Below are 12,435 nucleotides of genomic sequence, written 5' to 3'. Positions count from 1 at the left end.
TGAATTTTATCTTTGATAGCCCTCTTTTTATATACTAATTTATAAAAATATAATATAATCAATTTAAAGTAATATTCCATAAATTTTTATTTATTGTATAATTGTTATTTATAAGCAGATACAACCAAGGAGGTTTTCATATTGAAACGCAATTTTAAAATATTTGTATTTTTACTATTTTCCTGTATTTTCATGGTTTCCACCAGTCCAACTTTTTCTACTGAAAAATATATTTTCTTATCCTCAAAACAAAATAATGATATAAATAAAGTATGGACTATAAAATTTAACACAAGCCTTGATAAAAAAACTATCACGGATGAAAACATTTGGGTTTCTGATTCAAAAGGTATTAAGCTAGATACTGTCTTAGCTTTATCCGAAGATTTGGAATCAGTAAAAATATCTCCACTTAAAAAGAGTTATAATTTAAATGAAAACTACTTTTTAAATATAGAAAATGGTGTACAAGCATTAAATGGTAATAGATTATCCTCGGCTGTTGCAATGCCTTTTATTATCCCTAGTTTTAAACTTGGGGATGAATTATTATTCACAAAGCATAGTGAACTTATAGAGGGCAAAAAAATAGGACTTATTACAAATCAGACTGGGGTAAACAGTTCAGGTGAGAATATAATAACACTACTATCTAATTATAAAGGCGCAAAACTTACAGCTTTATATGGTCCTGAGCATGGCATTGATGGTAAAGCTAAGGCTGGTGACTATGTAAAATCTTATATTCACCAAAGCTTAAATATTCCTGTTTATAGCCTTTATGGAGATACTCGAAAGCCTACTAAAGAAATGCTATCAAACATAGATGTACTTATTTTTGATATTCAAGATATTGGTGCGCGTTCTTATACTTACATCTCAACATTAAACTACTGTATGCTAGCTGCTGCGCAGTATAATAAACCAATTATTGTTTTAGATAGGCCAAACCCATTGGGTGGGAAAATTGTTGATGGCCCAGTGCTTGAGGATAAATATAAAACCTTTGTTGGAGTAGATAATCTGCCCATATGTCATGGCATGACAGTTGGTGAATTAGCTAATTTTTTCAATCGTAAAATTAGTGCTAACCTAACTGTTATACCTATGGAAGGCTATAGCAGAGATATGATTTTTGAAGATACAAAATTAAAATGGGTTCAAAGTTCTCCATACATTCCAGATATTGCTTCAGTGTTTGGTTATTCTGCTACTGGTCTTGGATCAGAAACTTCTATTTATCAAGACGACTTCTTTAAATGGGTAGGTGGACCCGGTATTAACTCAGATAAGTACGCAAAGCTATTAAACGACGATAAACTACCTGGTGTAAAATTTATTGCTAAAAATAGAGGAAGTTCTGGTGGTGTAAAACTTTTGATAACCGATTATCGTTTATTTAACCCAGCTAAAACAGGCATATACACTCTTGCACGTGCACATTTGTTAAATAATTTCAAAGTACCTAAAAGCGGTACAACCATTGTAATGTTTGATAAAATCATGGGTACGGATAAGATTGGGATGTATTTAGAAAAAGGATACACGCCTCAGCAAATAGAAGCCACCTATAAATTGGATTTGGAAGAATTTAAAAAGGAGCGACAAAAGTATTTAATTTACGAATAAATCTGGAGTTAACGCTTTTTTCTTGGATTATGCTATAACAAAAGTATATACTGCTGGAATGCTCTCACGTCGCTAAGTAATTCTAAAATTTATTTTATTTACAGTTGCTAAAAAATGCAAACTCGCTATCGCTCAGACATGCATTTTTCTTTACGCACCTGCAAATAAAATAAATTTTGAATTACTAAAGCTTGTTCAAATGCATTCTGCGCAATATATACTTTTGTTAGCATAATCCAAGAAAAAATAGTTAGCTCACAATGGATACCAATCTGACATGGCATAACCCTAAACCTAAACCCAACCTCTACTATCAAATCCTCTGCATTTATCATGAGATATATAAAATTCGAAATTAATTAGTCCCCTTTATCACTCTTTTTCATATGATATTTTAAACAGCTTTAATGTTATTAAGATTAATTTTCTGAGTGAATGTATACTTTTACCAACTTCAACAAATTGCATATATGAGATACATATGTTATACTAATTAAAATTTTATAGTGTGTAAATTACATTGCTATAATTTTTTTTAGGGGAGGGTACTTATGGAGAATAATATTAAGGATAATTTAAGGAAAAATATGCTAAAGCAAAGAAAAAGTATGGAAATAGAGACTGTAAGTGCTTTTAGCAATAAAATTATAGACACAATTATGAAATTACCCGAATTTATAAATTGCAAAAATATCATGATATACTTAAGTTTTAATAATGAGGTTGATACATATTATCTTGCTAAGTGGTGTTTAGACAATGGTAAAAAAGTAATTGTACCTTATTGTATAAAAGAGACGCGAGAAATTATCCCTTTTGAAATAAATAATCTTACAAAGGATCTTACTAAATCTTCTTTTGGTATTATGGAGCCAAAACATGATATATTAGAAAAAGCTAATACCTGCGATATAGATTTAATCATAGTTCCTGGCGTAGTATTTGATGAGGATTGCAATAGGATTGGATTTGGTGCAGGCTATTATGATAGATTTTTACCTAAAAGAGTAAAAAACACTTCTACTATAGGTATAGCTTATGATTATCAAGTAATTAATAAAATTCCCACTGGTGTTTATGATGTACCTTTGGATTTCATAATCACTGAAAAAAGAATAATAACTAAATCATACTAGTGCTGGAGGTGACCCATTTGGAAAAAAGAATAGCCGCTTTCTTTGATATTGATGGTACTCTCTATAGAGAAGGTTTAATAACAGAGGTATTTAAAAAATTAATTAAAAGCGAACTTATAGAAAATGATAGATGGTACAAAGAAGTAAAACCCTTTTATGTTAAATGGGATAAGAGAATAGGGAATTATGATAATTACCTACTTAAGATGGCTGATATTTATAGTGAAGCCATAATTGGACTTCATAGGACTCAAATTGAATTTATAGCTAGTCAAATCATAAAGCAAAAAGGTGATAGAGTTTATACCTACACCCGTGATAGAATTAAATGGCATAAAGATCAGGGTCATATAATTATTACCATATCAGGTAGCCCCATTGAACTTGTACGCGAAATGTCTATAAAATACGGTTTTGACGATTATATCGGAACGAAGTATATATTGAATGAAAATGATGTTTACACTGGTAAAATTATTCCTATGTGGGATAGTGCTAGTAAACAAACTGCCATAGATAATTTTGTTTATAAATATAATATAGATTTGCAGCAAAGTTATGCTTATGGAGATACTTCTGGGGATTACACTATGTTAAAGTCAATTAGTAATCCTACAGCAATAAACCCTACTAAAGAACTGCTACTAATGATCTTAAAGGATGATGAATTAAAAGAAAAAATAAATATAATGCTTGAAAGAAAAGATGTGGTATATAAGCTACGCCCAGAACACATCGAAATATAATATCTTCGTTTATTCTTGTTTTACTTTCTAATCTACTTTAATTTGCTAAAAAACTACTATATAATATTATATAGTAGTTTTTTAATTGGAATTATCATAACATATTTTGTTTTGAAAGGAGCTATCTCATTCTCATGTTAAGAGATTTATTTGTTAATGGTACAATACTAATTTCCTTCATTTTCATAAGTAGTCAAGTATTTAAAAATAATTTTTTAAACTTATCGGTGTCCTATAAAGATAAATTCCTATTCGGATTAACACAAGGAATACTAGGTGTTATCCTGATGTTGTTTACTATTCAAGTTACCCCTAACGTTGTTATGGATTTTCGCCATATTGCAATACTACTTGCCGCTCTTTACGGGGGTGGATTTGCTTCAATTATTGCCGGCATAACAATCGCAACGTTTAGAATAAGCTATTTTGGTGTTAGTGACCCTGCTATAATAGCCTCTATTTGCATACTTATTGTTGCTATTGCTTGTGCACTGTTATCAAAATTAAATCTAAAGGGATTTAAAAAATGGATTTATATGAACTTTGTAAGCTTATTAATTATTACTAGTTCATTTCTATTAATTATTAAAGATTTAGTAATACTCCGCCATACTCTTTTACATTTCTGGCTAGCATCTTTTATTATTGGAATTTTGGCCTATTATATCTCAAATTACATGAATACTTCAATTAAATTACTTAATAGACTAAAACAAGAGTCAACTATTGATTTTCTTACTGGTTTAAACAACGTTAGACAATTCGATAATGCACTAAATAAATCTTTTGTAAATGTTAAAGATAAGAATGAACGTCTATCTATTCTAATTATAGATATAGATTTTTTTAAAAAAGTAAACGACACTTATGGTCATTTAGCTGGTGATTCTGTATTACAGCAATTAGGAGTCATATTATCTACCTTTTGCAGAAGTTTCGATATTGTATCTAGAATTGGCGGTGAAGAATTTTCTGTTATTTTACCTGACTGTCCAAGCAATCAGTCCATGGAAGTTGCAGAGCGCTTAAGATTATCTGTAGAAACTCATGAATTTGTTATTTCTGATGAAATTAAGCTTAATATTTCTATTTCTATAGGCGCTGCTACTTACCCTGATAATGTATCAGATTTGGAAGATCTTATTAAAGAGGCCGATAATGCATTATATGCTGCTAAACATTCCGGGAGAAATAAAGTATGTCAGGCATAATATTTTTTCTTTAAATTAAAAAGAAATCAGAATAGAAGTTAAATGCTTCTATTTTGATTCCTTTTTATCAGGAAATTTTTTCCTAGATATCATTGAATAAATAATCGATATTGAAAACAAACATACAGATGATATAAGTATTATATTCACCTTAAATACTGGTAACCATAGTCCAAGGAAAGCCGATAATAACATTATCCCACCCATTGAAATTAAACCAATCTTATTAAATTTTACATACTCCGCTTTATTAGCACCCTTATATTCCTTTCGATATTGGTTATCAAAATTCAAGGCAGCTATAATAAGCACCACACCTGTCACAATAAATACAATAAATATGATAGTAAATACACTTTCCATCTCCATTTAAAATCATCCTCTCATAATCACTAATTTTACTATATTAAGTATATTATATCATATATATACATAAAAGTTAAATCAACTCAAGGGAAATCATTAAATTCAAATTATTTTTTCTTTGAGAATTTCTTTTTAGATATTACGGAATAACCAATCCATATAATTAATAAAGTTCCAATTGTTATATTTGTTATTATATCTTTAAATGCTGGTATACCTTGTCCTAGGAACGTTCCAAATAAAATTATCCCACCCATTGAAATTAAAATAAGCTTATTTAATTTTATATATTCCCCTTTATTTGCACCTTTAAAATTTTTGCCCTGCTTGTTTTCAAAATTCAAGCCAGAAACAATAGTAGCGGCCCCCATCATAATAAATATAATAGTAAAAACACTATCACCAAGTCCCATTTCCAATACCCCCTTATATACTTAAACTGTAGTAATATCAATAATCTCATATCATAAATATATCTCAATACTATAGTGTATTAATTATTAAGCTTCATTTCCTGACCTATAATCGTCTTCCAATTATCTATAATTGGTTTTATAATATTAGGTCCTATCTTTGATATAAAAACTAATTTAGATTTGGATTCGGGTTCTTCTAAGGTCAATAATTTATAATCAATTTTTCTATTAACTACATCTACTTGATTCCATCCATCCTGCAATTTGAAAAACCCTTTAATTCTATAGCTACTTTCTGAAACACTGTTTAGAAATTCAGTTAGTTCTTCTTTAGTTACTTGTCCATTAAAAGTTAAATTTAAACTTTTAGGTTTGCTTTCAGGAGTATTAGTAGTTTCTTCATCTTCTATCCATTGGTTTTCCATTAAATCCTGGCTTAAGAAATCATAGCTAAGTTCACCAAAGCTACATTCCTGAATTTCCACTTTAGAATTAATTTCTGAAATTCTATTTTTAATTTGAGAAAGTGTTTCTTCATTAACTAAATCTGTTTTATTAATTACAACTAAGTGGCAGTGTTTAAGTTGTCTTTCTACCGTTTCCAAATCTTCTATTTGGTTTAGAAAGTGCAACGCATCCACAAGGCATATGGCTCCTTTATAGTCATAAATATTACCCACTTCAACCTCTACCCCACTTAATACATCTCCAATATTAGACGGATCTGCAAGTCCAGAACTTTCTACAAATAAATATTTTAATGATCCCTTTGACATTTCAATCATAGCATGAGCAAAAGATAATTTTAAGCAAGAACAAAATATAGACCCCTTGTTAATTTCAATTAACTCCATGCCTTCCTTCTTAATAATTTGTCCATCTATACCTATTTTTCCAAATTCATTCATTATCACTCCGACTTTTTCCTCAGATAAATCCTTAAGCACATTTGTTAGAAATGTTGTTTTACCTGAACCCAAGAAACCTGTTAACAAATACAAATTTATTTTATTTTCCAATTGTCTCCCTCTTTTCTAATAATTTAAATTTATTATCTTTTTTGTTGTTGCCCAGCTACTTGACCACTTTATATATAATTTCTTCACCTTCTATTATAAGGTATAGCTGGCATATATATAGGTAAATTATAAAATACTAACGTATAAAGGTCAATGAAAAAAAATTAGTGAAATACTATAGGAAAAAGAGAGTTTAATATAGTAACCTACATTAAGCTCTCCAATATTTGTTTGAAAGTATTTATATTTTTTCTTTATAAGGTTTTTCTTTATAACCTACTAAATTTCTTTTAATAAATTTGCCATTTCTATTGCGGATACTGCAGCATCATAGCCCTTATTTCCAGCTTTAGTTCCTGATCTTTCAATAGCTTGCTCAATATTCTCAGTAGTAAGCACTCCGAAAATAACTGGAACTCCTGTTTCCAGGGATACAGATGCAATTCCTTTAGTAACCTCTCCAGATACATATTCATAATGAGATGTAGCACCCCTTATAACAGCTCCTAAGCATATTACACCATCATATTTACCAGACTTAGCCATCTTTTTTGCAACTAGAGGTATCTCGAAAGCACCAGGCACCCATGCAATTTCAATATTATCTTCTTCCACACCGTGACGCTTTAAACCATCTAGTGCTCCTGATAATAATTTTCCACCTATAAATTCATTAAATCTCGCTATGATAATTCCAAATTTCAAACCTTCTGCTATTAATTTACCTTCATATGTTTTCATATCTATTCCTCCTATTAATTTATGATATTTTAACTTTTAATATATTTTCACAAAATAAATAATATATTATCTATTTTAATTTAAGTATGTGCCCCATTTTTTCCTTTTTAGTTTCTAAATAAAACTTATTTCTTTCATTATGATTCATCTCTATAGCTACTCTTTCAACTATATCAATGCCATAGCCTGAAATGCCTGTTATTTTTTTAGGATTGTTAGTCATCATTCTAATTTTTTTAGCGCCCAGCAGTTCCAATATTTGAGCTCCTATACCATACTCTCTCATATCTACCGGAAATCCTAAAGCTACATTTGCTTCTGCGGTATCCATGCCACTATCTTGAAGATTATAAGCCTTTAGCTTATTAATTAATCCTATTCCCCGGCCTTCTTGTCTCATGTAAACCAAAATTCCACACTCCTGCTTTGCTATTTCTTTCATGGCTGCATCATATTGCTCCCCACAATCACATCTCATAGACCCCAACGCATCTCCAGTAAGGCACTCAGAATGTACCCTAACAAGTACTGGTTTGCTACTGTCTATTTTTCCTTTGACTAATGCTACATGGTGTTCTCCATTTATCTTATTCACAAATCCATAGATTTTAAATTCTCCATATCTAGTTGGCATTTTAGCTTCTGTAACCATTTCTACAAGACATTCAGTTTTTCGTCTATATGCAATTAAATCTACTATAGTAATTATTTTCAGATCATGCACTTTCACATACTCCATAAGCTGCGGAACCCTAGCCATTGATCCATCTTCATTCATAATTTCGCAAATTACCCCTGCAGGATATAATCCAGAAAGCCTTGCCATATCCACTGCAGCTTCAGTATGTCCAGCCCGTTTTAATACTCCGCCTTCTCTTGCAGCTAGTGGAAATACATGACCCGGTCTATTAAAATCCTTAGAAGAAGCCTGAGGATCTATTACTTTTAATATAGTGGTTGCTCTTTCTGCTGCGGATATTCCTGTAGTAGTATCCACGGCATCAATAGAAACTGTAAACGCTGTTCCATGAACATCAGTATTGTTTGTCACCATCTGTTTTATATTTAATTTATCTAATCTTTCTTTAGTTGTAGGCATGCATATAAGTCCACGGGCATAAGTAGCCATAAAATTTATATTTTCCTTGGTAGCTTTTTCAGCTGCTATTATTATATCTCCTTCATTTTCCCTATCCTCGTCATCTACCACCACAATCATTTTCCCATTTTTAACATCTTCTAGTGCTTCCTCAATAGTATTAAATTTAAACATCACTACACCCCTTAATTTTTTTAATTATTGCTTTATACTGTAAAAAGATTTATTAAAATCCATTTTCAATAAGAAAATCCCTACTAATAGGTTTCTTTTCTTTTGGTACTTCACCATCTTTCAATAATTTTTCAACATACTTTGCTAACATATCACTTTCAAGATTTACCATATCCCCTATGTTCTTATCTAATAGTGTAGTTTCGCCCTTTGTATGAGGTATAATTGATACTTTGAATTTTTGGGCGTCCACATATGCTACAGTTAAACTAATGCCATCAATGGTTATTGAACCTTTATGTACAATATACTTTAATATATCCACTGTAGTTTCTACTGACACCCAAGTGGCATTGTCTTCTTTATAAAACTCTACAACAGTTCCTGTTCCATCAATATGTCCACTTACCATATGGCCTCCTAGTCTATCGGAAAGCCTTAGTGCTCTTTCTAAGTTAACGAGGGAACCCGGTTTCAATTTTCCTAAATTACTGCGTCGAATAGTTTCTGCCATTACATCTACACTAAAGCTATTTTTATTAAATTCTGTTACAGTAAGACAAACTCCATTGGTATTAATGCTATCTCCAATCTTTGTGCCGTAAAGAACTTTTGTGGCCTTTATTGTAATTCTCGCGGAGTTAACACCTTTTTCAATTGACTTTATCTCTCCAATTTCCTCAATCAAGCCTGTAAACATATATTCACATCCTTTATAATAACTTTAAACTTTATTTACGTAAGCCTCTATCATAAGGTCTTCATCAAATCTTGTTACTTCAATATCCCGAAGTTTAATAGAATCTTTCACATATTCTATACCCTTGCCACCCACTGTGGTTTTACCAGAACTTCCTCCAAATATTTGAGGAGATATAAAAGTAATTATTTTATCAACTATACCGGCCTCTATTGCAGAATAATTTAAAGTGCTTCCACCCTCGAGTAATATACTATCTATGCCCATTTCACCAAGCACTGTCATTAAAGGCTTCAAATCTACCCAATTATTTTTACTCTGAGTTACAATAACCTCTGCACCCTTTTGTTTTATAGCTTGGATTTTACTCTTATCAGCATATTCTGTTGTGACTATAATAGTTTTTGTTTTTTCATCGCATTTTAATACCTTTGCATCTATTGGTATTCTTGCCCTACTATCTATAATTATTCTAGTAGGGTTTAAGCTAAGCAAACCCTCTCTTCTTGTTGTAAGCTCTGGATCATCCGCAAGTATAGTACCAATCCCCACCATAATCCCTGTTACCCTTTGCCTTAATTCATGCACATAGGATCTAGATTTTTCATTACTTATCCACTTTGAATCACCAGTAGAGGTTGCTATTTTCCCATCTAGTGTCATAGCAGTTTTCATAATTAAAAAAGGTTTTTTCTCAGTTATGTACTTTATAAAAATTTCATTTGTTTTCATTATTTCGGTATCCATTATTCCTGTGATAACTTCTATACCGTTTTTTCTAAGGATTTCTATGCCTCTACCTGTCACCAGTGGGTTCGGGTCTATCATTCCAATTACCACTTTAGATATTTTATTTTTCACAATAGCATCAGCACAGGGCGGGGTTTTACCATAGTGAGAGCAAGGCTCCAAAGTTACGTACATAGTTGCACCTTCTACATCATCCAGAGCATTTGCAAAAGCGTTGACTTCCGCATGTGGTCCACCAAAATACTCATGATAGCCTTCACCTATTATTCTATTGTCTTTTACAATAACAGCTCCCACTAATGGATTGGGATTTACCATCCCTACTGCTTTTTTAGATAATTCAAGTGCTCTTTTCATATAATAGTTGTCCAAATTACCACCCCTAATTCTATAATTGTAGTGTAAGTCCTCTTAAGTATTTCTTTTCTTAGTATGCATAATTTCCACGAAATAAAATCATATAAATCACTGGTTTGTTATTTATTTGCATGTGCATAAATTAATAAAAGCCCTGAAAACAATGTTTTCAGGGCTTAATAAGCTTAATATATTTAATATCAAAATACAAAAGCATCTTCACAACTATCTTCATAGTTAATAAATAAAACTCTCTTATATCTATTATTCTCCTTCTCTCATCCAGACTTTACTGTCGGCTCTGGAATTCAACCAGATCTACCTTTCGGCTCGCGGGCTATACCGCCGGTTAGGAATCTCACCTACCCTGAAGGATCTATTCAATTTTCAACTTAAGAATAGCACTTTGTGATTTTACTGTCAAGTTAATATATATAAGAAGTTTAATCTTTGATTACTATATAATTTCTATCAAGAGCCACTTATTTAACGCAGTGAATAGCAGCCCTTTATAGAAATTTTATTTATTTATTTTTCTTTTTTGTTTGTTTGTTTGTTATTTCTTATATTTGCATCAGTTGCATTCATACCTTTGTCATTATTTGTTCTCTTTATTCCTAATGAAGATAATTGCTGATTAGTAAGTTTCTGATTTACAGTCATTTAAAACACTCCCTTCCTTCATTTATATTTTCCATTGGAAAAGAGATTTATACTAATATGATATTTCCAGTTAATAAAAAATTTATTATTGTAAATCGCAAATAAAAAAGATTATCTATATGCTAACATATAGATAATCTTTTTATAATTTATAGTAACTACTATTTATTCATTAATTTAAGAGCCTGGTCTAAATCAGCGATAATGTCTTCAACACTTTCAAGACCTACTGCGAGTCTTACTAAACCATCCGTTATACCAGCTTCTAATCTTTCCTCTTGTGAGTATGGCGAATGAGTCATGGAAGCAGGATGTTCAATTAGTGTTTCAGCATCTCCTAAACTAACAGCTATGCTACAAAGCTCAGTAGAATTTAAGAATTTTTTACCTTCTTCGATTCCACCCTTTATTTCAAAAGCAATAATTCCACCGGGCAGACTCATTTGTTTTTTTGCTAATTCATATTGTGGAAAACTTTTAAGTCCTGGGTAATACACTTTTTCAACTAATGGATGAGCTTCTAAAAATTCAGCTACAGCCATTGCATTGCTACAGTGTTTTTCCATTCTTATTTCTAGTGTTTTCATTCCTCTTATAATCAAGAATGCATTAAAAGGACTTAACGAAGCTCCTGTCATATCCTTAACCCCAAATAATCTAACCTGATCAATAAATTCTTTAGATCCAACAGCAAAACCTGAAATTACATCTCCATGTCCATTAAGAAATTTCGTTCCTGAATGTACTACAACGTCTGCACCTAGTTCTAGAGGCCTTTGTGTATATGGAGTACTAAATGTATTGTCCACTATAACCATACAATCTTCCTTAGCATGAGCAATCTTTGCTATTGCCTCAATATCTGTTATAAGCAATGTTGGATTTGCAGGTGTTTCTAAGTAAATAACTTTTGTGTTTTCTTTCATAGCATTTCTAACATTATCTAAGTTTGAAACATCAACAAAAGTAACTTCAACACCATATCTAGAAATACCATGAGCCAAAAATGCATGAGTACAGCCATAAAGAGTTTGTGCTGAAATCACATGGTCTCCAGCCTTTAATGCAGTCCACATAACTGAAGATATAGCTCCTATGCCTGACCCCATAGACATACACGCTTCTCCGCCTTCAAGCATTGCCAATTTTTCTTCGAGTACTGTATTAGTAGGATTTCCAAGTCTTGTATAAATATATCCATCTTCTTCTCCAGCAAATCTTCTTCCACCTTGCTCTGCTGAATCAAAAACAAAAGTAGCTGTTTGATGTATTGGAGTAGCTAGTGATCCGTATTGATCCTTCTTATTTCCACCATGTATAGCTTTAGTTGCAAATCCACTATTACGTAAATGTTCTGTATTCATTACAATTCCCCCTAGTATAATTTTTTTCTTCATATAAATATATATAAGCAATAATGCTGCCACC

14 protein-coding genes and 1 riboswitch are annotated in these 12,435 nt (G+C 31.4%); of the genes, 4 read left to right on the top strand and 10 right to left on the bottom strand.

Annotated features, from left to right (window positions below; translation table 11 throughout):
• The first annotated feature begins 141 nt into the window (after window positions 1-141).
• Complete coding sequence (locus ACREV6_RS14660) at window positions 142-1,629, top strand: DUF1343 domain-containing protein (RefSeq protein ID WP_431578786.1); 1,488 nt, start codon at window positions 142-144, stop codon at window positions 1,627-1,629.
• 125 nt (window positions 1,630-1,754) lie between these two features.
• Here ACREV6_RS14660 and ACREV6_RS14655 read toward each other — a convergent pair whose 3' ends face one another.
• Window positions 1,755-1,964 carry a hypothetical protein gene (locus ACREV6_RS14655; RefSeq protein WP_431578785.1) on the bottom strand — a complete coding sequence of 70 codons (210 nt, stop codon included), beginning with the start codon at window positions 1,962-1,964 and terminating at the stop codon, window positions 1,755-1,757.
• A 216-nt stretch (window positions 1,965-2,180) separates the two neighbouring features.
• Here ACREV6_RS14655 and ACREV6_RS14650 point away from each other — a divergent pair, with 216 nt between their 5' ends.
• The 3 genes from ACREV6_RS14650 (at window position 2,181) to ACREV6_RS14640 (ending at window position 4,722) form a co-directional block, all read left to right on the top strand.
• Window positions 2,181-2,765 carry a 5-formyltetrahydrofolate cyclo-ligase gene (locus tag ACREV6_RS14650; RefSeq protein ID WP_431578784.1) on the top strand — a complete coding sequence of 195 codons (585 nt, stop codon included), beginning with the start codon at window positions 2,181-2,183 and terminating at the stop codon, window positions 2,763-2,765.
• Between the two features lie 17 nt (window positions 2,766-2,782).
• A complete protein-coding gene (locus ACREV6_RS14645; RefSeq protein WP_431578783.1) occupies window positions 2,783-3,511 on the top strand; it encodes an HAD-IB family hydrolase in 729 nt (242 codons plus the stop codon).
• A 134-nt stretch (window positions 3,512-3,645) separates the two neighbouring features.
• Complete coding sequence (locus tag ACREV6_RS14640; RefSeq protein WP_431578782.1) at window positions 3,646-4,722, top strand: diguanylate cyclase; 1,077 nt, start codon at window positions 3,646-3,648, stop codon at window positions 4,720-4,722.
• A gap of 48 nt (window positions 4,723-4,770) precedes the next feature.
• Here ACREV6_RS14640 and ACREV6_RS14635 read toward each other — a convergent pair whose 3' ends face one another.
• The 9 genes from ACREV6_RS14635 to megL form a co-directional block, all read right to left on the bottom strand.
• Window positions 4,771-5,091, bottom strand: coding sequence for a hypothetical protein (locus ACREV6_RS14635; protein ID WP_431578781.1), 321 nt, complete (start codon window positions 5,089-5,091; stop codon window positions 4,771-4,773).
• 104 nt (window positions 5,092-5,195) lie between these two features.
• Window positions 5,196-5,501, bottom strand: a complete 306-nt coding sequence (locus tag ACREV6_RS14630) for a hypothetical protein (protein ID WP_431578780.1) — start codon at window positions 5,499-5,501, stop codon at window positions 5,196-5,198.
• 80 nt (window positions 5,502-5,581) lie between these two features.
• A complete protein-coding gene (locus ACREV6_RS14625) occupies window positions 5,582-6,523 on the bottom strand; it encodes a CobW family GTP-binding protein (protein WP_431578779.1) in 942 nt (313 codons plus the stop codon).
• Window positions 6,524-6,802: 279 nt separating this feature from the next.
• Window positions 6,803-7,264 carry a 6,7-dimethyl-8-ribityllumazine synthase gene (ribH, locus tag ACREV6_RS14620; protein WP_431578778.1) on the bottom strand — a complete coding sequence of 154 codons (462 nt, stop codon included), beginning with the start codon at window positions 7,262-7,264 and terminating at the stop codon, window positions 6,803-6,805.
• 70 nt (window positions 7,265-7,334) lie between these two features.
• The gene (locus ACREV6_RS14615; protein WP_431578777.1) at window positions 7,335-8,537 is read right to left on the bottom strand and encodes a bifunctional 3,4-dihydroxy-2-butanone-4-phosphate synthase/GTP cyclohydrolase II; all 1,203 of its coding nucleotides are present in this window, start codon (window positions 8,535-8,537) and stop codon (window positions 7,335-7,337) included.
• A gap of 52 nt (window positions 8,538-8,589) precedes the next feature.
• Complete coding sequence (locus ACREV6_RS14610) at window positions 8,590-9,237, bottom strand: riboflavin synthase (RefSeq protein WP_431578776.1); 648 nt, start codon at window positions 9,235-9,237, stop codon at window positions 8,590-8,592.
• Window positions 9,238-9,261: 24 nt separating this feature from the next.
• The gene (ribD, locus tag ACREV6_RS14605) at window positions 9,262-10,359 is read right to left on the bottom strand and encodes a bifunctional diaminohydroxyphosphoribosylaminopyrimidine deaminase/5-amino-6-(5-phosphoribosylamino)uracil reductase RibD (RefSeq protein ID WP_431578775.1); all 1,098 of its coding nucleotides are present in this window, start codon (window positions 10,357-10,359) and stop codon (window positions 9,262-9,264) included.
• A gap of 251 nt (window positions 10,360-10,610) precedes the next feature.
• Window positions 10,611-10,723, bottom strand: a riboswitch (FMN riboswitch).
• A 149-nt stretch (window positions 10,724-10,872) separates the two neighbouring features.
• On the bottom strand, window positions 10,873-11,007 hold the full coding sequence (locus ACREV6_RS14600) for a hypothetical protein (RefSeq protein WP_431578774.1): 135 nt from the start codon (window positions 11,005-11,007) through the stop codon (window positions 10,873-10,875).
• A 161-nt stretch (window positions 11,008-11,168) separates the two neighbouring features.
• Window positions 11,169-12,371: a methionine gamma-lyase gene (megL, locus tag ACREV6_RS14595; protein ID WP_431578773.1), complete on the bottom strand. Its 1,203-nt coding sequence runs from the start codon at window positions 12,369-12,371 to the stop codon at window positions 11,169-11,171.
• Window positions 12,372-12,435 lie beyond the last annotated feature (64 nt).

This window comes from Clostridium sp. (genome assembly GCF_050717515.1).
GTDB lineage: Bacteria > Bacillota > Clostridia > Clostridiales > Clostridiaceae > Clostridium_AD.
This window is presented reverse-complemented; position numbering and strand designations above follow the sequence as displayed.

Excerpts from the sequence above, each read along its gene's own strand:
- ACREV6_RS14655 (WP_431578785.1), bottom strand. The coding sequence starts at position 1,964 with ATGATAAATGCAGAGGATTTGATAGTAGAGGTTGGGTTTAGGTTTAGG.
- ACREV6_RS14650 (WP_431578784.1), top strand. The coding sequence starts at position 2,181 with ATGGAGAATAATATTAAGGATAATTTAAGGAAAAATATGCTAAAGCAA.
- ACREV6_RS14640 (WP_431578782.1), top strand. The coding sequence starts at position 3,646 with ATGTTAAGAGATTTATTTGTTAATGGTACAATACTAATTTCCTTCATT.
- ACREV6_RS14635 (WP_431578781.1), bottom strand. The coding sequence starts at position 5,091 with ATGGAGATGGAAAGTGTATTTACTATCATATTTATTGTATTTATTGTG.
- ACREV6_RS14630 (WP_431578780.1), bottom strand. The coding sequence starts at position 5,501 with ATGGGACTTGGTGATAGTGTTTTTACTATTATATTTATTATGATGGGG.
- ribH (WP_431578778.1), bottom strand. The coding sequence starts at position 7,264 with ATGAAAACATATGAAGGTAAATTAATAGCAGAAGGTTTGAAATTTGGA.
- ACREV6_RS14615 (WP_431578777.1), bottom strand. The coding sequence starts at position 8,537 with ATGTTTAAATTTAATACTATTGAGGAAGCACTAGAAGATGTTAAAAAT.
- ACREV6_RS14610 (WP_431578776.1), bottom strand. The coding sequence starts at position 9,237 with ATGTTTACAGGCTTGATTGAGGAAATTGGAGAGATAAAGTCAATTGAA.
- ACREV6_RS14600 (WP_431578774.1), bottom strand. The coding sequence starts at position 11,007 with ATGACTGTAAATCAGAAACTTACTAATCAGCAATTATCTTCATTAGGA.
- megL (WP_431578773.1), bottom strand. The coding sequence starts at position 12,371 with ATGAATACAGAACATTTACGTAATAGTGGATTTGCAACTAAAGCTATA.